Here is an 18,540-nt window from a genome sequence, read left to right on the forward strand (position 1 = left end):
GGTGATGCCTCAATCTCTCCCTCAATCCACTCCGCCGCAACGGCGATTCCGCTGGCCAAAAGGCATGCCACAACTGGTGGCGCTACTGCTGGTGCTGCTGGTGGATAGCCTGGTCGCGCCGCACTTTTATCAGGTGATTTTGCAAGATGGTCGGCTGTTCGGTAGCCCGATTGATATTCTCAACCGTGCCGCCCCCGTGGCGCTGTTAGCGATTGGCATGACGCTGGTGATTGCCACCGGCGGCATCGACCTTTCCGTAGGCGCCGTCATGGCCATTGCCGGTGCCACCACCGCGGCGATGACGGTGGCCGGGCACAGTTTGCCGGTGGTGCTGCTTGCCGCCTTAGGCTCCGGCATTCTGGCAGGGTTATGGAACGGGATTCTGGTGGCAATCCTCAAAATCCAACCGTTCGTTGCCACGCTAATCCTGATGGTGGCCGGGCGCGGAGTGGCGCAGCTTATCACCTCCGGGCAAATCGTCACCTTCAATTCGCCCGAACTGTCGTGGTTTGGCAGCGGCTCGCTCTTACTGTTCCCCACGCCAGTGATCATTGCCCTGCTAACGCTGGTGGTGTTCTGGCTACTGACGCGTAAAACGGCGCTGGGGATGTTTATTGAAGCGGTAGGCATCAACATTCGTGCGGCAAAAAACGCCGGGGTGAACACGCGCATTATCGTGATGCTCACCTATGTGCTGAGCGGTCTGTGTGCGGCTATCGCCGGCATTATCGTCACGGCGGATATCCGCGGGGCAGATGCCAATAACGCCGGATTGTGGCTGGAACTGGATGCCATCCTGGCGGTAGTTATCGGCGGCGGCTCGCTGATGGGCGGGCGCTTTAATCTGCTGCTGTCGGTGGTCGGGGCATTGATTATTCAGGGCATGAACACAGGGATTTTACTGTCGGGCTTCCCGCCAGAACTAAATCAAGTGGTCAAAGCCGTGGTGGTGTTGTGTGTGCTGGTCGTGCAATCACAACGCTTTATCAGCCTGATAAAAGGAGTGCGTGGTCATGATAAAACGTAATTTACCGCTGATGATCACCCTAGGCGTATTTGTACTGGGTTACCTCTACTGCCTGACACAGTTTCCGGCCTTTGCTTCAACCAGAGTTATCTGCAATATCCTGACCGATAACGCTTTTCTGGGCATCATCGCCGTGGGCATGACTTTCGTGATTCTCTCTGGCGGGATCGACCTGTCCGTTGGCTCGGTGATCGCGTTTACCGGCGTATTTCTGGCGAAGGCCATTGGCTACTGGGGTATATCTCCGCTGTTGGCGTTTCCCCTGATTCTGCTGATGGGCTGCGCGTTTGGCGCGTTTATGGGGTTACTGATTGATGCACTGAAGATCCCGGCATTCATTATTACCCTGGCGGGAATGTTCTTCCTGCGCGGCGTCAGCTATCTGGTGTCTGAAGAGTCGATCCCAATTAACCATCCGGTTTATGACATGCTCTCAAGCCTGGCATGGAAAATTCCCGGCGGCGGTCGCCTGAGCGCAATGGGATTGCTGATGCTGGCGGTAGTCGTCATTGGCATATTCCTGGCGCACCGTACGCGCTTTGGTAATCAGGTTTACGCGATTGGCGGCAACGCCACCTCTGCCAACCTGATGGGGATCTCAACCCGCAGCACGACCATCCGTATCTATATGCTGTCGACCGGGCTTGCGACGCTTGCCGGCATTGTCTTTTCAATTTACACCCAGGCGGGTTATGCGCTGGCGGGCGTCGGCGTTGAGCTGGATGCGATTGCCTCAGTCGTGATTGGCGGAACCCTGTTGAGCGGTGGGGTCGGTACGGTGTTAGGAACGTTTTTTGGTGTCGCCATTCAGGGGTTGATCCAGACCTACATTAATTTTGACGGCACATTAAGTTCCTGGTGGACGAAGATCGCGATTGGCATTTTATTGTTTATTTTTATTGCCTTACAGCGCGGTCTGACGGTACTTTGGGAAAATCGTCAAAGCTCGCCAGTAACCAGAGTGGGGACGGCGGCAACACCAAAGTAACATCCTGATTTTTCAATAAACATTTAAATACCTAAACTTTTTCCGGTTGTAGTCGATAGGTTCTGTACAGGTCTGTTTTAACCCTACAACCGGAAATATAACGATGCCAAAATCCCTTTCAATTCGATCAAGTTTGTTGGTGTTATTGTCTCTGCTGACGTTCCTTCTGTTGCTGACCGGCGGTATGGGGCTGTATGCCTCTACCCGTATCATTACTTCGTTGATTTACCACGGTATTATGAGTGCCTCGATGTTGGCTGCCCTCGCGTTGCTGGCGGTGATTTGGTTCATGCTGCGAAATAAGTTTCTCAAGCCGCTGGATAATATGGTTGAGCAACTGGAACGTCTGGCGACAGGGGATTTGTCGCCGGTTATCGCGCTGTCGGCCAGCGCCGAATTCAACCGTCTGAACGCGGCAATGGATGAAATGCGCCATGCGCTGGGCGACTCGGTACAGCGTGTCCGCGATGCCAGTTTACAAATTGATATTGGTAGCCGTGAGCTGACGGCCGGGAACCAGCATCTGGCACAACGTACTGAATCGACAGCCACTTCGCTGGAGCAGACCGCCGCCAGTATGGAAGAACTCACGGCGACCGTGAAACAGAATGCGCAGAACGCGGAACAGGCACACCAGTTGGCAAAATCGGTGTCGGATACCGCCGATCGCGGCAGTGAGATGGTGTGCTATGTGATTGAGAAAATGCGCGATATTTCCGGCAGTTCCAGCCGAATCGCCGACATCCTCAGCGTAATCGACGGTATTGCTTTCCAGACCAATATCCTGGCGCTCAATGCTTCTGTTGAAGCGGCACGTGCCGGTGAGCAAGGGCGGGGCTTTGCGGTCGTTGCAGGTGAAGTGCGTAATCTGGCCAGCCGCAGCGCCGAGGCGGCAAAAGAGATCCGCACGTTAATCAGCGATTCACACACCCACGTGGGAGAAGGCAGCGAGCTGGCGCAGCAGGCGGGCGAAACCATGGATGAGATTGCCAATGAAGTGATGCGCATGACCAAACTGATGCGTGAAATTGCCAGCGCGTCGCAGGAACAGAGTCGCGGCATTGAGCAGGTGAATATCGCGGTGATTCAGATGGATGAAACGGCGCAGCAAAATGCGGCGCTGGTACAGCAATCTTCAGCGGCTACCCGCTCGCTGGAAGAGCAGTCACATGCGCTGCTCGAAGCAATGGCGGCGTTTAAAGTACAAACGGCGTAGGGGATAAATTTGCCGGATGATGGCGTTAACACGTCTCATCCGGCAAAGCGTATTACGCGTCCGGGAATTCGCGGATAAAGCGTTCTACATCTTCAACCATATGGTCGTTACCTACGAAGAAGGAGCGACGCTGGTGCAGGCTTTCCGGGGTGATATCCAGAATGCGATCTTTACCATCGCTCGCTTTGCCGCCCGCCTGCTCGGCCAGGAAGGCCATCGGATTGCATTCGTACAGCAGACGCAGCTTCCCTTGCGGGTGGCTGGCGGTGCTTGGGTACAGGTAGATCCCGCCTTTGAGCAGATTACGATGGAAATCCGCAACCAGAGAGCCAATGTAGCGCGAGGTGTACGGGCGCTGAGTTGACTTATCTTCTTCCTGGCAGAATTTAATGTACTTCTTCACGCCGTTCGGGAATTTAATGTAGTTGCCTTCGTTAATGGAGTACGTGCTGCCTTTCGCCGGGAAGCGCATACGTTCCTGGCTGAGGCAGAATACGCCCAGAGAAGGATCGTAGGTGAAGGCGTGTACGCCACAGCCGGTGGTATACACCAGCATGGTGGAAGAACCATAAACAACGTAGCCCGCAGCAACCTGCTTGTTGCCTGGTTGCAGGAAATCCTCTTCCGTGACCGGCGTGCCGACTGGGGTTACGCGGCGATAAATAGAGAAAATAGTACCGACAGAGACGTTAACATCGATGTTGGATGAGCCATCCAGAGGATCCATCAGCACAACATATTTTGCGTGTTCACAGCCTTCAAAGACGACGATTTCATCTTCTTCTTCCGAGGCAATGCCCGCCACAATGTCGCGCGCCTTCAGTGCAGCTTTCAGTTTTTCGTTCGCGAACAGATCGAGTTTTTGCTGAACCTCTCCCTGCACGTTCTCAGCACCGCTGGCACCCAGGATATCGACCAGACCGGCCTTGTTGATATCGCGGTGGATGATCTTGGCGCCCAGCTTTATTGCCGACAACAAAGCAGTGAGTTCACCGGTAGCATGAGAAAACTCGTGCTGCTTTTCGACAATAAATTCACCTAACGTTTTCATAACACTTTCCCTGCAATTTATGTGGAGTAAAGCGACCGCAACAATATTAACAAATATTTCCATTGCCGCGCTTAGGTGAATCGCGCCAGCAAACTACGGAATATCCTGAAATGCGTTTCTCACTTGCCGGACATGTGCGTAAAATGGCCCCCAGATTAAAAAAGGATAGTGACGTATGCGCATTCATATTTTGGGAATTTGTGGCACTTTCATGGGCGGTCTGGCGATGCTGGCGCGCTCACTCGGTCATGAAGTAACCGGTTCGGACGCCAATGTGTATCCGCCGATGAGTACCTTACTTGAGAAGCAAGGCATTGATCTGATTCAGGGTTACGATGCCAGCCAGCTCGATCCGCAGCCGGACTTGGTGATCATCGGCAATGCCATGACCCGGGGTAATCCATGTGTGGAAGCGGTGCTGGAAAAGAACATTCCGTACATGTCCGGCCCGCAGTGGCTGCATGACTTTGTGCTGCGCGATCGTTGGGTACTGGCGGTTGCGGGGACGCACGGCAAAACCACCACCGCCGGAATGGCGACCTGGATCCTCGAAGCCTGCGGCTATAAGCCTGGCTTTGTTATCGGCGGCGTACCGGGTAACTTTGAGGTTTCCGCGCGCCTGGGTGAGAGCGACTTCTTCGTGATTGAAGCGGATGAGTACGATTGCGCCTTCTTCGATAAGCGTTCTAAATTCGTACATTACTGCCCGCGTACGCTGATCCTCAACAACCTTGAGTTCGATCACGCGGATATCTTTGACGATCTGAAAGCGATCCAGAAACAGTTCCACCACCTGGTGCGTATCGTGCCGGGCCAGGGACGCATTATCTACCCGGAAAACGACATCAATCTGAAACAGACGATGGCGATGGGCTGCTGGAGCGAACAAGAGCTGGTTGGTGAACAAGGTCACTGGCAGGCGAAAAAGCTGACCACTGATGCATCCGAATGGGAAGTGTGGCTGGACGGTGAAAATGTTGGCGTGGTGAAGTGGGGCCTGGTAGGCGAACACAACATGCACAACGGTCTGATGGCGATTGCTGCCGCGCGCCATGTTGGTGTCGTGCCTGCGGATGCAGCCAATGCGCTGGGCTCGTTCATCAACGCTCGTCGTCGTCTTGAGCTGCGCGGCGAAGCCAATGGCGTGACGGTGTATGACGATTTCGCCCATCACCCAACGGCCATTCTGGCAACGCTTGCGGCGCTGCGCGGTAAAGTGGGTGGCACGGCGCGCATCATCGCGGTGCTGGAACCACGCTCGAACACCATGAAAATGGGCCTGTGCAAAGATGACCTGGCGCCGTCGTTAGGGCGTGCGGACGAAGTGTTCCTGCTGCAACCCCCGCATATTCCGTGGCAGGTAGCAGAAGTCGCTGAAGCCTGCGTTCAGCCTGCGCACTGGAGCGGCGATGTGGATGCGCTGGCAGATATGGTGGTGAAAACTGCACAGCCTGGCGATCACATCCTGGTGATGAGTAACGGCGGGTTTGGTGGCATCCATCAAAAACTGCTGGATGGCCTGGCGAAGAAAGCCCAGGCAGAAGAAGAGTAAAAAATGCCCGGTGGCGCTATGCTTACCGGGCCTACGATCCGTTGTGGGCCGGATAAGGTGTTTACACCGTTATCCGGCACTTTCTCAGGAGCACGATCTCCGTTGCCATCCGGCCTTCTGGTTACGCCATACTTCTCAACGGAATGGGAAGCCTCCATATGGAAATTTATAACTCAGATCGCAGAAATTAATTTCTAAATCATAAAATCTATTTCCGCTTTTCCCTTGCTAATATCCCCTCGAGAGCCAATGTGGCGTAAGTGCCACATAATAAAAGGTGCGCTCCATGCGAAAAAATTTAACCAATAATGAACTGCGAGTTTATAAATTCTGTCAGGAGAACCCTGCTGATGTTTATAAAATGAAAATTCATGAACTGGCAGATCGCGTTTATACTACCGCGCCATCTATTTCTAAGTTGGTAAAGAAATTAGGCTTTAATAATTTCCAGGAGTTTAAGGTCAACATTCGGGACGTATTCTCCAGATCGCAAAACTCGCAGCACCATAACGCGTTTGTTAGCGAATATATACAAGAAATGCAGGATGCTTTAACCAGAGTGTCTGAGAATAAAGTCAAAGTCTTTTGTGATTTTTTGTCCGACTGCAATACGATTATCACCTGGGGATACGGTACATCAGATAGCGTGGCGAACTATGTTAGCTATAATTTGATGGTGCTGGGCTTTAATATCCTCAATGAAACCGACTACACCAACTGTAATGTCCGCAGCCGCTTTCTGACCGCTAACGATTGTATGCTGATTGTTTCCAACAGCGGTGAGTCAGAAATGCTGGAAGAGATAATTTTTAATGCCAGAAAAAACGGCATCAAGGTGGCCGCGATTACCAGCCGGGAAAACTCTACGCTGGCGCTTAAGGCCGATGCGGTCTTGATCTACAAAAACGCCATTATTAAAGATACTGCTTTCGAAAATATAAGCTATCCGATCCAGGTAGCCATCGTAGATATTATGCTTTTCCATTTATCCAATGTCAGAAAAGTGTCGTTGAAATTTAATTCAAAAGTAGAAGACTAATGGAAAAACTAAAACTCGTGGTGATAGGTGCGGGTAGCAGCTATACGCCAGAACTGATTGAAGGGGTAATTAAAAACTACCACCAGCTTCCCATCTCTCACATCGCTTTTGTCGACGTTGAAATGGGTAAAGAGAAAATGAACATCATTTTCGAACTCACCAAAAGAATGCTTGCCAAAGCAAATTTACCAATTGATGTCATCCAAACTTTTGACCGCAAAACAGCGCTGCTGGGTGCCGACTTCGTGGTGACTCAACTGCGCGTCGGTGGTATTGATGCCCGAATCGTTGATGAAAAACTGCCGAAGTCATACGGTTTTATTGGCCAGGAAACCAACGGCGCGGGCGGGATGTTCAAAGCTCTGCGCACCATTCCGGTCATCATTGAAATAGCGAATGAAATGAAGGCGATTTGTCCAAACGCCTGGCTGATTAACTTCACCAATCCAGCTTCCATGGTGACAGAAGCGGTACTCAAATACAGCCACAACAATCGGGTCATCGGCCTGTGCAATGGTCCTGTCAATATGACCCATCAGGTGGCCGGGCTGCTGAATGCCAACGTAGAGGATTTATACGTCGAGTTCAAAGGCTCCAACCATATGAACTTTATTACCAAAATTTTGCATAACGGCGTCGACCGTACCCGCGAAGCCATCGAGATAATCAACGCCGCCGACGTTGATGCACTGAGCTTTAAAAACATCAGCAATGAGCAGTTTAATAAAGAGCTGCTGGCCGCCACCAATCTGATCCCCTCTTCCTATTTAAAATACTACCTCAAGACGACTGAAATGCTGGCCGAGCAGGAAGCAGCCGAGCAATCACGGGGTGAGATCGTCAAAAATATCGAAGCCGAACTGTTTAAAAAATACAGCGACGTTACGCTTCAGGATAAGCCTAAAGAGCTGGAAGCCCGCGGCGGTGCGCTTTATTCCACCGCCGCGCTGAACGTTATTCGCGCTATTTACCTCGACGATAAGAGCATTCAAACTGTCAACGTTCGTAACGGCGGTGCTATCACTAATTTACCGGAAGAGGCCGTAGTTGAAGTGAACTGTGTGCTTACCCGTAATGGTCCGATTCCAATTTGTACTGGTGAGATCCCATCTCCTGCGAAAGGGATTGTTTCCATGATGAAAGACTATGAAGCGCAGATCGTCAAAGCCGCCGCCACCGGCGATTATCAAGCGCTTATTTCTGGCTTTATTTTCAACCCATTATGCTCAAGCGACACTTCGGGTGTGGCGTTAGTCAAAGAGATGCTGCTGGCCAATAAAAAGTATCTTCCTTTATTCGCCAAAAAGATTGAATCACTTTAATAGCGAGAAGAAACGGATGAAATGTACAACGTTTGATACCAATGCCGCGCTGGCTGAACAGGTCGTTAGTGAGCTATCCGCGCTCAAACCACATTCTCGCGTGCTGATCCCCTCCGGTAGCACGCCTCACTGGATTTACGAAGCACTGGCAGCGACACCGTTTGCCGAACGCCTTACCTTCTTTGCGCTGGATGAGTGGGTCAACGTGCCCAGCGAATCAGATGGCAGCTGCCTGAACATGATTAATCAGGACTTTGTGCACAAATGTGCCTATCCGGTGCGGTTAGTCCATTTCAATCCGTTTGCCTCTACGGCACAAAATATTGCCCATTACCAAACCGCGCTCAACGGTGAAGAGTTTGACTATGTAATTCTGGGCGTGGGAATGAACGGGCATATCGGCTTAAACGAGCCGGGCGTGCCGTTTGATGAGGATTATCTACAAACTCAACTGGATGACGTAACAATTAACGTCGCCAGCCATAAATACTTCTCCGGAGATGTCACCCTCACCGAGGGTATTACCGTCGGGATGAATAAAATCATCAAGGCTGGAAAAGTGATTGTTATCATCAACCACGATGCGAAAAAAGATATTTATCAGGAGATTGTTAACGGCGATGCGCACCACACTCAGGTTCCTGCCATCTATATCAAGCAGTTCCCGCAGGTTAATTATTACGTGACAAAAAACCTTATAGGGTAAGCGGGCATGAGCATAACCTCTCTACTCGAACAAAAGATGTTGCCACTGGCCGAGAAAATCTCGTCAAACATCTACCTGACCGCACTAAAAAATGCGTTTATTGCCCTGATTCCCTTTTTGATTGTCGGTTCATTTTTCGTATTGTTAACCAACTTTCCTGTTAACGGCTATCACGAGTTTATGAGTTCGCTGTTAGGGGACGGCGTGCTGGATAAGCTCAATTACGGGATTAACGCCAGCTACGGATTAATGACGCTGCTGGTGATTATCACCTTCTCAAAGGAGTTAGTTGAAAAGCTTAATCTCAGCCAAAGTTCCGCTATTTTACCGGTGGCGATCTTCTTCTTAATGTCGCCTGGTCATATTACGACAGGATCGGGAGAAATCGTCGCCGATGCTTACGCGTTGCTCGACTTTAGCTCTGAATCGATGTTCTTAGGGATTATCGTTACTGTGGTCACCATCAAGGTGGTTCAGTTTCTGGAAAACAGGGCTTTCACCATCAAGATGCCTGCGAGTGTCCCGCCAGAGATTGCCAGGTCGTTTAAATCGCTGGTACCTATCTTCTTAGTGCTACTGTTCTGGATTATCGTCAAGGTGCTGTTTGAGAACACGCCTTTTGGTACGCCGGGGAAATTTATCAGCGTCATGCTGCAACAGCCGTTGCTGTATCTGGGGAATTCCCTCTTATCGCAACTGATTGCTGAGATGATGATCAGTTTCTTCTGGTTCTTTGGGATCCATGGCGACTCTATCATGACATCCGTAATGGGGCCTATCTGGCAAACGCTCAGTGCGCAGAACCTGGCGCAAACTCAGGCCGGGCTGGTAGCGACCAACATCATTACTCAGCAGTTCAGGGATGTCTATTTGATTGCCGGCGGTACGGGCTTTACCGGAGCGCTGTTGATTAGCATCTTTATGGTTGCTAAAAGTACGCGATTAAAGCAGCTCTCACGGCTGGCGGCACCGGCGGCAATTTTTAACATTAATGAGCCGGTTATTTTTGGTTTGCCAATCGTGCTTAATCCGCTGATGCTTATTCCGTTTATCATTACCCCAATGGTGCTGTGTACGGTTACTTATGTGGTTATCGCACTCGGCTGGGTTCCCCCCACCTCTGGTATCTCCATTCCCTGGACAACGCCGATCTTTATTTCTGGTTTCCTCACCACCGGGATTTCAGGCATTGTTTTACAGGCCGTGAATCTGGTTATCGCCACCGCGATTTATACACCGTTCGTGAAGATTTTAGATAAGCAGTATCTGCATGAAGAGAGTCAGTCAGAGAACGCTATGGGCGAAATGCAGCCCCAGCAGTAAGAGCACAGAATCCAGGCCGGATGAAGTATTTACATCATCCGGCACTTTCTGCAGACGAAGAGATTAGATTTCGTTTTCCGCCAGTTCACGCAGATACTGGAAAATCTGACGTGCTGATTTCGGCGGCTTGTTGCCTTCTTGCTCTTTCTTCGCATTGCGAACTAGAGAACGAAGCTGCTGGCGATCGGCGTTTGGCCACAGGTTCAGCACTTCCGCTACCGCATCATCACCTTCGGCGATCAGGCGATCGCGCAGTTGCTCAAGCTTGTGAAACAGTACAACCTGTTGGTTGTGACGGTTTTTCAGCTTGTCCAGCGCCTGACGGATAGGATCAACATCGCGCTGGCGCAACATTTTGCCAATCAGCTGCAGCTGGCGGCGGCGACCTTCCATCTTAATACGCTGGGCCAACTCAATCGCGGCACGTAAATCCGCGTCGAGCGGGATCTTATCCAGCGCGTTTTTCCCCAGTTTTACCAGTTCCACACCCAGGTGTTTTAACTCCTCGGCGTCACGTTTTATTTCACTTTTACTGACCCAGATAATTTCATCGTCTTCGTCTTCGATGTCATCACCGGGAACGTCGTCGAGCCAGTCTTCGGGCTGCTTAGTCATGTCAGGCTCCTTAAAAAAAGAGGCTAATGTTACCAGTTAAGATGCGCACTGAAAAACGGTTCTCTGTTAGACTTCAGAGAAACTCTCTCTACATTATGGCATTTGCGATGAAAGTAATCTCACAAGTTGAAGCGCAGCGTAAGATTCTGGAAGAAGCGGTCTCGACGGCACTGGAATTAGCGTCAGGTAAGTCGGATGGCGCGGAAGTCGCTGTGAGCAAGACCACGGGTATTAGCGTCAGCACCCGTTATGGTGAAGTGGAGAACGTAGAATTCAATAGCGATGGCGCGCTGGGGATTACGGTTTATCACCAAAACCGTAAGGGCAGCGCATCGTCCACCGATTTAAGCCCGCAGGCGATTGCACGTACCGTGCAGGCCGCGCTGGATATTGCACGTTACACCTCACCGGACCCGTGCGCGGGCGTGGCAGATAAAGAACTGCTGGCCTTTGATGCGCCCGATTTGGATCTGTTCCACCCGGCGGAAGTGTCCCCTGACGAAGCTATCGAACTGGCAGCCCGCGCGGAACAGGCGGCGCTACAGGCCGATAAGCGTATCACCAATACCGAAGGCGGCAGTTTTAACAGCCACTATGGCATCAAAGTGTTTGGTAACAGCCACGGTATGCTGCAGGGCTACTGCTCTACGCGTCACTCTCTTTCCAGCTGCGTCATCGCGGAAGAAAATGGCGATATGGAGCGTGATTACGCCTACACCATTGGCCGGGCGATGGGCGATCTGCAAACGCCGGAATGGGTGGGGGCAGACTGTGCTCGCCGCACCTTATCTCGCCTCTCTCCGCGTAAACTTTCCACCATGAAAGCGCCGGTGATTTTTGCCAACGAAGTGGCGACTGGGCTGTTCGGACATCTGGTCGGCGCGATTGCCGGTGGTTCGGTATACCGTAAATCCACCTTCCTGCTCGACTCGCTGGGCAAACAAATTCTGCCGGAATGGCTGACTATTGAAGAACATCCGCACCTGCTGAAAGGGCTGGCGTCGTCGCCGTTCGACAGCGAAGGCGTACGGACCGAACGCCGTGACATTATTAAAGACGGTGTGCTGACCCAATGGCTGCTGACCAACTATTCCGCACGTAAGCTGGGACTGAAGAGCACCGGTCATGCGGGCGGGATCCACAACTGGCGAATTCCGGGACAGGGTCTAAGCTTCGAGCAGTTGCTCAAAGAGATGGGCACAGGTCTTGTGGTTACCGAGCTGATGGGGCAGGGCGTTAGCGGCATTACCGGCGATTACTCGCGCGGCGCAGCGGGTTTTTGGGTCGAAAACGGCGAAATTCAGTATCCGGTGAGTGAAATTACCATCGCCGGGAACTTAAAAGAGATGTGGCGCAATATTGTGACCGTAGGCAACGATATTGAAACGCGCAGTAATATTCAGTGTGGTTCGGTATTGTTACCGGAGATGAAAATCGCTGGGCAATGATACTCGTTAAGGCGTTAATTTTTTAATAATAAAAAAGGAAGTGAGCAATGCGTAAACACCTGTTAGCGATCGTCGCGGCTTCAACGCTGGTTCTTGGTTCTTCTGCGTTTGCAGCCGATCTCGAAGATGACATGGGGATCCTCAACGACAACCTGAAGATCGTCGAAAAAACGGACAATGCGACTGAACTGAAAGACGCGTTGACCAAAATGCGTGCAGCCGCGCTGGATGCTCAAAAGGGAACGCCACCGAAGCTGGAGAGCAAATCCCCGGACAGTCCGGAGATGAAAGATTTCCGCCACGGCTTTGACACGCTGATCGGTCAGATTGACGGCGCGCTTAAACTGGCGAACGAAGGTAAAGTCAAAGAGGCGAAAGCCGTTGCGGAAGACCTGAAAAAAACGCGCAACGAAAACCACAAGAAGTTCCGCTAATCTACTCTATCCGGCCTGCATAACCGTAGGCCGGATAAGACGTTGCGCCCCTGCATCCCATAAGTAAACGCTATCCCCATCACATTTTTTCATTTTTATCGTCCATTCATTGTTCGCATTTCCTTCCATTTTGCTGCTCACTCTTGCGATCTCAATCACATTCTTCCAGTGATTAATCGTGGTCCCGGCCCTTTTTGCGGCACAGATCACTATCGCTGCGCCCCTTTCCACTTCGAAGTGGAAAACAACTCGCTACAAACTTTTAACCCCCACCGCTAAGTTAACCTCAGAGCCACTAGTGGGGTAAGACGAGTGAATAACGGAGCTGTAATGAATGACATGGGGGAATCGGTGGAACTGGCCGACCGCATGCTGGCGCAGGTGTATGCCTTGCTGCGTGAACGCCACATTATTCCCAACGCTGTACAGGAACAGATGCTGACGTCGCATGTTCGCGCCATGGCGCACCGCTCGGTAACGGGTGAACCCTTACCAGAAGTCGATGCCAGCTTGTTTGATGAAATTTCTGCCGAATCAATGGCGCTTGCCCGTGACGTGGTCGCTGAGTTTGGCAATCTTCCTGAGGAAGAGGCCTGGCTGCTGTCGGTGCACTTCGAAGTCGCGAAAGACAACCTTTAAGGAGCAAAAGATGGAACAGATTACCGTAGTGATTGGCGATCGTCTGGGTAAAGGCCAGAAAGTGGCGGCAGGCGTTGAGAAAGCGGGCGGCCGTGCGGTTGTGGTGCCGGGCGTTGCGGCAGATATGAAGCTGGGTGACGTGATGAAAGCGGAAAACGCCACCTTTGGTATCTCGTTTTGCGGCAGTGGCGGCGCGGGTGCGATTACCGCGCAGACCAAATACGGCTACAAGGCGAAATACGGCATGCGCTCGGTTGATGAAGGGGTCACTGCCATCAACGAAGGTTGCAACGTGCTGGGGTTCGGTTTTATGGACAAAGAAGAACTCGGTGAGCGCCTGGTACAGGCGTGGCAAAAGAAACACGGCGCTTAAGCATGAAAGAACAATTCACCACCACGGTGAGAGTCACTGGCAAGGGCGAGGCCAAAGCGCGCGCCTTTGCCGATGCCCTGAACCACGTTCAGGCTGCGGTGATGAAAGCGTCGCCGCATATCTTACTGCGTATTGAGCCACAGGATGTGCAGGTTGTTCAAGCGCGTGAATCGGTGCGCAAAGAGGCATTTTTATTCCTCTTTTTGCGCCGGGAAAGACGCACCTTCAGCGTGGAGCTGGACGTGACCGTCAACGTGACTGCCATCAATCTCGACAAGGTGGATTTCGTTACGCAACGCTGATTCTTTATTAAAAGGCATAATTATGTTCCTGATAATATTAATAAAATCGCTCATCATCGGCGGCCTGGTTGGCGTCGGTGTCGGCGCTGGGGCTGCACGCATGTTTCATGCGCCTACCACTCAAGGGATGGGCGCGTTTCGTACTCTGGGAGAACTGAATTCCTGCGAAGGGGATCCGGCTTCTCACTTCTCGTTCGGCCTGGGCTTTTTCTTTAACGCCTGGGCTTCCTCCGTTGCGGCGGGGGCGTTCACTCAGGACGTCGACCATCGCATCATCCCCAACTGGGGCGCTGCTGCGCTGATGGTTAAAAACCGCAACGTCGGTGAAACGCTGCACGATCCCAAGCGCATGGCGATTGCCTGCGGCGTTATCGGGATGATCGTTGTGACCTTCCTGAATCTTACGGCGTCATCCGTACCGGAAGCGTTGCAGGTGACTGCCGTCAAGGTGCTGGTGCCTGCGGCTAACCTGCTGGTTAACACCGTAATGCCAGTAATCTTCTGGCTGGCGGCGATCGATGCCGGTAAAAAATCAGGCTTCTGGGCCACCGTCTTTGGCGGTGCGGCGCAACTGATTATGGGCAACGCCGTTCCGGGTCTGGTCCTTGGCATTCTGATCGGTAAAGGCGTGGAAGAGAGCGGCTGGAACCACGTCACTAAAGTGATGATGGTGGCTATCGTCGCGCTGTTTGTCCTGAGCGGCTTCTTCCGCGGCTTCGACATGAAGATGATCGAATCCTTCCATCTGACTGTGCCTAACTGGCTCGAACTGATCCACAACTCGCTCAGCGGCAAATAACGGAGGCCATCATGGAACAGAATAAAGGTTTTTGGTTCGCTGACTGGTCGTTCCCGATCTTCGTTGGCCTGCTCTCCTCTGGCGTATTTGCCGGAACGCACATGTACTACCTGTACGGTATTGGCGCATTTAACGAAGTCGCTTTTGTGGCGATGCTGAAGGCGGGAATGGATACCGGCTCCTACGGGGCGGTGGCGGCATTTGGTGCAAGCTTCCTGTTTGCCCGCATCATTGAAGGTTCGCTGGTGGGGATTCTGGATATTGGCGGGGCGATTCAGACCGGGGTCGGGTTAGGTGTTCCGGCGCTGCTGTTGGGCGCAGGTATTATCTTCCCGGTTGCCAACTTCGCAGCGTCGCTGGTCACCGGTCTGGTGATTGGTCTGGCGATTGGCTACATCATTATTCTGGCGCGTAAGTTCACCATCAATCAGAGCGACTCGACCTACGGTGCGGATGTCATGATGGGGGCCGGTAACGCCTCCGGCCGCTTCCTCGGACCATTGATTATCCTCAGCGCGATGACAGCGTCTATCCCTATCGGCATCGGTTCACTGGCGGGCGCGCTGCTGTTTTACCTGTGGCAGAAACCGATCACCGGCGGGGCGATCCTTGGGGCGATGATCCTCGGGTCCATCTTCCCGATTGCCATTAGCTAACTGTTGATTTGTAGGCCGGATGAGGCGGTTGCGCCGCCATCCGGCAAAGGAGAGAGCGATGTTTGATTTACTCCTGCGCCGTGCGCGCCTCGTTGACGATACGGTGAGCGATATTGCGCTCAAAGACGGCAAAATTGCGGCGTTGGGCGACGTTGATGGCCCGGCGCTGAAAACCATCGAACTGGGCGGCGAGTACTACGTCAGCGCAGGTTGGATTGATTCCCACGTTCACTGCTATCCGAAATCCCCGATTTATCACGACCAGCCGGACAGCGTCGGTATAGCTACCGGCGTTACCACGGTGGTGGATGCGGGCAGTACCGGGGCGGATGATATCGATGATTTTTATACCCTGACCCGGGAAGCGGCCACCGAAGTGTATGCGCTGCTGAATATCTCCCGCGTTGGGCTTATCGCCCAGAACGAGCTGGCTAATATGGCCAACATTGATGCCGATGCGGTGCGACAGGCGGTGAAGCGCCATCCTGATTTTATCGTCGGCCTGAAGGCGCGCATGAGCAGCAGCGTGGTCGGTGAAAACGGCATTACGCCGCTGGAGCGCGCCAAAGCGATGCAAGCGCAGAACGGTGACCTGCCGCTGATGGTGCACATCGGCAACAATCCGCCGGATCTGGATGAGATCGCCGAACGCCTGACCGCGGGCGACATCATTACCCACTGCTACAACGGTAAGCCGAACCGCATTCTGACGCCGCAAGGCGAGCTGCGGGCGTCAGTGACGCGGGCGATTTCACGCGGTGTGCGTCTGGACGTTGGGCATGGCACCGCCAGCCTGAGCTTTGCGGTGGCAAAACGCGCTATCGGTCTGGGCATTTTGCCGCACACCATCAGCTCCGATATTTATTGTCGCAACCGTATCAGCGGCCCGGTGTATTCCCTGGCGAATGTGATGTCGAAATTTCTCGCTATTGGGATGTCGCTACCGCAGGTCGTTGAGTGCGTTACTGCCAATGCCGCCGATGGTCTGCGCCTGAAACAGAAAGGGCGACTGCAGGTTGGTCTGGATGCCGATTTAACCCTCTTTACGCTTAAGCGCCAGCCAACCGTGCTGGTAGATGCAGAAAACGACAGCCTGCAGGCTGAACAACTGCTGGTGCCGCTTGCCGCAATACGTGCGGGCAAGGGCTATATGACCGAACAAGGGAGCGCGGAACATGCCTTCGATTTTTGAGAAATACAATTTAAAACAGGTGATTAACACCTCAGGCCGCATGACGGCGCTCGGCGTTTCTACGCCACGACCAGAAGTGGTTCAGGCCGCAATGGCGGGGATGAATCAATATTTTGAGATGAAATACCTGGTCAATAAGACCGGTGACTACATTGCGAAATTGCTGGAGGTGGAAGGGGCTACCGTCGTCTCCTGCGCTTCGGCCGGAATCGCCCTGTCAGTGGCTGGAGTGCTGGTTAAGGACAGCGACTGGCTGCTGGAGAACCTGCACGTCGCGCCGATCGAGAACAACGAAATCGTGCTGCCCAGAGGCCACAACGTCAACTTTGGCGCTCCGGTTGGCACCATGGTGGCGCTCGGCGGCGGCAAGCTAGTGGAAGCGGGTTATGCCAACGAATGTTCCGCCGCTCAGCTGGCGGCGGCCATTACGCCACGCACGGCGGCCATTCTGTATATCAAATCTCACCACTGCGTCCAGAAAAGTATGCTCAGCGTGGAACAGGCTGCGGTGGTGGCGCGTACGCATAATCTGCCGCTAATCGTGGATGCGGCGGCGGAAGAGGATTTGCAGTGCTACTACCGGGTTGGTGCGGATCTGGTGATTTATAGCGGTGCGAAAGCGATTGAAGGGCCAACCAGCGGCCTGGTGATTGGCAAAACCCAATACGTTGAGTGGGTGAAGCGCCAGACCGCGGGGATTGGCCGGGCGATGAAGGTGGGCAAAGAGGGGATTCTTGGCCTGACCTGCGCCATCGAACTGTATCTGAACGCGCAGAAAGAGAGCGGCGCGGAGATGGTCGAGAAAATGACGCCGTTCATTAATGCGTTAAACCAGCTTCACGGCGTAAGCGCCCGCGTGGTGTGGGACAGCGCAGGGCGCGACATCGCGCGCACGGAAATTAAGTTTGACGAAGCGGCAACCGGCATCGCCACAGGTGAACTGGTCGACGCGCTCAAGCAGGGAGAGTACGCGATTTACTTCCGTGGTTACAAAGCTAACGAAGGCATTATCGAAGCCGATGTGCGCAGCGTGGATCGCGCGCAACTGGAGATTGTGGCCCGTCGAATTGGTGAAGTGATTTCGCAGGAGAAAAAAGCATGAAACTGACCCCTAACTTTTATCGCGACCGCGTCTGCCTGAACGTGCTGGCGGGCTCCAAAGAAAATGCCCGGGATATTTACGCGGCGGCGGAAGGACACGTGCTGGTCGGTGTGTTGTCAAAAAATTACCCGGATGTCGCAAGCGCGGTCGCGGATATGCGTGAATACGCAGCGCTTATCGACAATGCCCTCTCCGTGGGGCTGGGGGCGGGCGATCCAAACCAGTCGGCGATGGTCAGTGAAATCTCCCGTCAGGTGCAGCCACAGCATGTTAATCAGGTCTTTACCGGCGTGGCGACCAGTCGCGCGCTGCTGGGTCAGCAGGAGACGGTGGTCAACGGTCTGGTCTCGCCAACCGGCACTCCGGGCAGGGTGAAAATCTCCACCGGTCCGCTGAGCAGCCAGACGCCAGACGGCATTGTGCCGGTAGAAACCGCGATTGCGTTGCTCAAAGACATGGGGGGGAGCTCGATTAAATACTTCCCAATGGGTGGCCTGAAGTGCCGTGAGGAATACATTGCAGTCGCCCAGGCTTGCGCCCGTCATGACTTCTGGCTGGAGCCCACCGGCGGTATCGATCTGGATAATTTCACTGAAATTTTGCAGATCGCCCTGGATGCCGGAGTGAGCAAAATCATTCCTCACATCTATAGTTCGATTATTGATAAGGTGAGTGGTAACACCCGCCCGGACGACGTGCGCCAGCTGATGGCGATGACCCGGGCCTGCGTAGGCTAACTGACTGATGAGGAAACTG

At 53.1% G+C, this 18,540-nt stretch carries 20 protein-coding genes; 18 read left to right on the plus strand and 2 right to left on the minus strand.

Translation table 11 applies throughout. The features are described from left to right. Positions 1-4: 4 nt before the first annotated feature. The 3 genes from ytfT to OGV52_RS18305 all read left to right on the plus strand — a co-directional run bounded on the left by ytfT (position 5) and on the right by OGV52_RS18305 (position 3,231). Positions 5-1,027, plus strand: coding sequence for a galactofuranose ABC transporter, ATP-binding protein YtfT (ytfT, locus tag OGV52_RS18295; RefSeq protein ID WP_016155534.1), 1,023 nt, complete (start codon positions 5-7; stop codon positions 1,025-1,027). Then, a complete protein-coding gene (gene yjfF / locus OGV52_RS18300; protein WP_287108913.1) occupies positions 1,014-2,015 on the plus strand; it encodes a galactofuranose ABC transporter, permease protein YjfF in 1,002 nt (333 codons plus the stop codon). The genes ytfT and yjfF overlap by 14 nt, the downstream gene beginning before the upstream one ends. A 103-nt stretch (positions 2,016-2,118) precedes the next feature. Next, positions 2,119-3,231, plus strand: coding sequence for a methyl-accepting chemotaxis protein (locus tag OGV52_RS18305; protein ID WP_200051836.1), 1,113 nt, complete (start codon positions 2,119-2,121; stop codon positions 3,229-3,231). Positions 3,232-3,283: 52 nt separating this feature from the next. On the opposite strand, the gene fbp is transcribed toward OGV52_RS18305, so the two are convergent. After that, on the minus strand, positions 3,284-4,282 hold the full coding sequence (gene fbp / locus OGV52_RS18310) for a class 1 fructose-bisphosphatase (RefSeq protein WP_016151459.1): 999 nt from the start codon (positions 4,280-4,282) through the stop codon (positions 3,284-3,286). Between the two features lie 175 nt (positions 4,283-4,457). On the opposite strand from fbp, the gene mpl reads away from it, so the two are divergent. The 5 genes from mpl to OGV52_RS18335 all read left to right on the plus strand — a co-directional run bounded on the left by mpl (position 4,458) and on the right by OGV52_RS18335 (position 10,224). Then, positions 4,458-5,834, plus strand: a complete 1,377-nt coding sequence (gene mpl / locus OGV52_RS18315; protein ID WP_016151460.1) for a UDP-N-acetylmuramate:L-alanyl-gamma-D-glutamyl-meso-diaminopimelate ligase — start codon at positions 4,458-4,460, stop codon at positions 5,832-5,834. A 286-nt stretch (positions 5,835-6,120) separates the two neighbouring features. Beyond that, a complete protein-coding gene (locus OGV52_RS18320) occupies positions 6,121-6,873 on the plus strand; it encodes a MurR/RpiR family transcriptional regulator (protein ID WP_137367045.1) in 753 nt (250 codons plus the stop codon). Continuing rightward, on the plus strand, positions 6,873-8,195 hold the full coding sequence (locus OGV52_RS18325; protein ID WP_287108915.1) for a 6-phospho-beta-glucosidase: 1,323 nt from the start codon (positions 6,873-6,875) through the stop codon (positions 8,193-8,195). The genes OGV52_RS18320 and OGV52_RS18325 overlap by 1 nt, the downstream gene beginning before the upstream one ends. Positions 8,196-8,211: 16 nt before the next feature. Next, positions 8,212-8,901, plus strand: coding sequence for a 6-phosphogluconolactonase (locus OGV52_RS18330; protein WP_049283029.1), 690 nt, complete (start codon positions 8,212-8,214; stop codon positions 8,899-8,901). 6 nt (positions 8,902-8,907) lie between these two features. After that, positions 8,908-10,224 carry a PTS sugar transporter subunit IIC gene (locus OGV52_RS18335; protein ID WP_200049769.1) on the plus strand — a complete coding sequence of 439 codons (1,317 nt, stop codon included), beginning with the start codon at positions 8,908-8,910 and terminating at the stop codon, positions 10,222-10,224. Positions 10,225-10,287: 63 nt separating this feature from the next. Here the strand turns inward: OGV52_RS18335 and yjgA are convergent, their stop codons facing one another. After that, complete coding sequence (gene yjgA / locus OGV52_RS18340) at positions 10,288-10,839, minus strand: ribosome biogenesis factor YjgA (RefSeq protein WP_016151465.1); 552 nt, start codon at positions 10,837-10,839, stop codon at positions 10,288-10,290. Between the two features lie 95 nt (positions 10,840-10,934). On the opposite strand from yjgA, the gene pmbA reads away from it, so the two are divergent. The 10 genes from pmbA to dagF all read left to right on the plus strand — a co-directional run bounded on the left by pmbA (position 10,935) and on the right by dagF (position 18,521). Further along, entirely contained in the window at positions 10,935-12,287 is a 1,353-nt protein-coding gene (pmbA, locus tag OGV52_RS18345) for a metalloprotease PmbA (protein WP_003830385.1), read from the plus strand. Positions 12,288-12,334: 47 nt separating this feature from the next. Then, complete coding sequence (gene cybC / locus OGV52_RS18350; RefSeq protein ID WP_080859626.1) at positions 12,335-12,721, plus strand: cytochrome b562; 387 nt, start codon at positions 12,335-12,337, stop codon at positions 12,719-12,721. 330 nt (positions 12,722-13,051) lie between these two features. Beyond that, the gene (locus tag OGV52_RS18355; protein WP_016151467.1) at positions 13,052-13,360 is read left to right on the plus strand and encodes a PRD domain-containing protein; all 309 of its coding nucleotides are present in this window, start codon (positions 13,052-13,054) and stop codon (positions 13,358-13,360) included. 10 nt (positions 13,361-13,370) lie between these two features. Continuing rightward, positions 13,371-13,733, plus strand: coding sequence for an SFCGS family glycine-rich protein (locus OGV52_RS18360; protein WP_003830384.1), 363 nt, complete (start codon positions 13,371-13,373; stop codon positions 13,731-13,733). Positions 13,734-13,735: 2 nt separating this feature from the next. Next, positions 13,736-14,035 carry a DUF4312 family protein gene (locus OGV52_RS18365; protein ID WP_016151468.1) on the plus strand — a complete coding sequence of 100 codons (300 nt, stop codon included), beginning with the start codon at positions 13,736-13,738 and terminating at the stop codon, positions 14,033-14,035. Between the two features lie 22 nt (positions 14,036-14,057). Further along, complete coding sequence (locus tag OGV52_RS18370; RefSeq protein WP_005134210.1) at positions 14,058-14,834, plus strand: DUF4311 domain-containing protein; 777 nt, start codon at positions 14,058-14,060, stop codon at positions 14,832-14,834. Between the two features lie 11 nt (positions 14,835-14,845). Further along, on the plus strand, positions 14,846-15,490 hold the full coding sequence (locus OGV52_RS18375; protein WP_003830379.1) for a DUF4310 family protein: 645 nt from the start codon (positions 14,846-14,848) through the stop codon (positions 15,488-15,490). A gap of 58 nt (positions 15,491-15,548) precedes the next feature. After that, positions 15,549-16,682, plus strand: a complete 1,134-nt coding sequence (locus OGV52_RS18380) for an amidohydrolase/deacetylase family metallohydrolase (RefSeq protein ID WP_287108918.1) — start codon at positions 15,549-15,551, stop codon at positions 16,680-16,682. Beyond that, a complete protein-coding gene (locus OGV52_RS18385) occupies positions 16,666-17,784 on the plus strand; it encodes a DgaE family pyridoxal phosphate-dependent ammonia lyase (protein WP_287108919.1) in 1,119 nt (372 codons plus the stop codon). Before OGV52_RS18380 ends, OGV52_RS18385 begins: the two co-directional genes overlap by 17 nt. Next, a complete protein-coding gene (dagF, locus tag OGV52_RS18390) occupies positions 17,781-18,521 on the plus strand; it encodes a 2-dehydro-3-deoxy-phosphogluconate aldolase (protein ID WP_016151471.1) in 741 nt (246 codons plus the stop codon). The genes OGV52_RS18385 and dagF overlap by 4 nt, the downstream gene beginning before the upstream one ends. Positions 18,522-18,540 lie beyond the last annotated feature (19 nt).

It is taken from the genome of Citrobacter sp. Cb041, assembly GCF_030336655.1.
In the GTDB taxonomy this organism is placed as follows: domain Bacteria; phylum Pseudomonadota; class Gammaproteobacteria; order Enterobacterales; family Enterobacteriaceae; genus Citrobacter; species Citrobacter braakii.

Excerpts from the sequence above, each read along its gene's own strand:
- OGV52_RS18385 (WP_287108919.1), top strand. The coding sequence starts at position 16,666 with ATGCCTTCGATTTTTGAGAAATACAATTTAAAACAGGTGATTAACACC.
- OGV52_RS18320 (WP_137367045.1), top strand. The coding sequence starts at position 6,121 with ATGCGAAAAAATTTAACCAATAATGAACTGCGAGTTTATAAATTCTGT.
- OGV52_RS18355 (WP_016151467.1), top strand. The coding sequence starts at position 13,052 with ATGAATGACATGGGGGAATCGGTGGAACTGGCCGACCGCATGCTGGCG.
- OGV52_RS18365 (WP_016151468.1), top strand. The coding sequence starts at position 13,736 with ATGAAAGAACAATTCACCACCACGGTGAGAGTCACTGGCAAGGGCGAG.
- OGV52_RS18305 (WP_200051836.1), top strand. The coding sequence starts at position 2,119 with ATGCCAAAATCCCTTTCAATTCGATCAAGTTTGTTGGTGTTATTGTCT.
- yjgA (WP_016151465.1), bottom strand. The coding sequence starts at position 10,839 with ATGACTAAGCAGCCCGAAGACTGGCTCGACGACGTTCCCGGTGATGAC.
- OGV52_RS18335 (WP_200049769.1), top strand. The coding sequence starts at position 8,908 with ATGAGCATAACCTCTCTACTCGAACAAAAGATGTTGCCACTGGCCGAG.
- OGV52_RS18325 (WP_287108915.1), top strand. The coding sequence starts at position 6,873 with ATGGAAAAACTAAAACTCGTGGTGATAGGTGCGGGTAGCAGCTATACG.
- OGV52_RS18375 (WP_003830379.1), top strand. The coding sequence starts at position 14,846 with ATGGAACAGAATAAAGGTTTTTGGTTCGCTGACTGGTCGTTCCCGATC.
- ytfT (WP_016155534.1), top strand. The coding sequence starts at position 5 with ATGCCTCAATCTCTCCCTCAATCCACTCCGCCGCAACGGCGATTCCGC.
- OGV52_RS18360 (WP_003830384.1), top strand. The coding sequence starts at position 13,371 with ATGGAACAGATTACCGTAGTGATTGGCGATCGTCTGGGTAAAGGCCAG.
- OGV52_RS18330 (WP_049283029.1), top strand. The coding sequence starts at position 8,212 with ATGAAATGTACAACGTTTGATACCAATGCCGCGCTGGCTGAACAGGTC.
- yjfF (WP_287108913.1), top strand. The coding sequence starts at position 1,014 with ATGATAAAACGTAATTTACCGCTGATGATCACCCTAGGCGTATTTGTA.
- dagF (WP_016151471.1), top strand. The coding sequence starts at position 17,781 with ATGAAACTGACCCCTAACTTTTATCGCGACCGCGTCTGCCTGAACGTG.
- mpl (WP_016151460.1), top strand. The coding sequence starts at position 4,458 with ATGCGCATTCATATTTTGGGAATTTGTGGCACTTTCATGGGCGGTCTG.
- pmbA (WP_003830385.1), top strand. The coding sequence starts at position 10,935 with ATGGCATTTGCGATGAAAGTAATCTCACAAGTTGAAGCGCAGCGTAAG.
- cybC (WP_080859626.1), top strand. The coding sequence starts at position 12,335 with ATGCGTAAACACCTGTTAGCGATCGTCGCGGCTTCAACGCTGGTTCTT.
- OGV52_RS18370 (WP_005134210.1), top strand. The coding sequence starts at position 14,058 with ATGTTCCTGATAATATTAATAAAATCGCTCATCATCGGCGGCCTGGTT.
- fbp (WP_016151459.1), bottom strand. The coding sequence starts at position 4,282 with ATGAAAACGTTAGGTGAATTTATTGTCGAAAAGCAGCACGAGTTTTCT.
- OGV52_RS18380 (WP_287108918.1), top strand. The coding sequence starts at position 15,549 with ATGTTTGATTTACTCCTGCGCCGTGCGCGCCTCGTTGACGATACGGTG.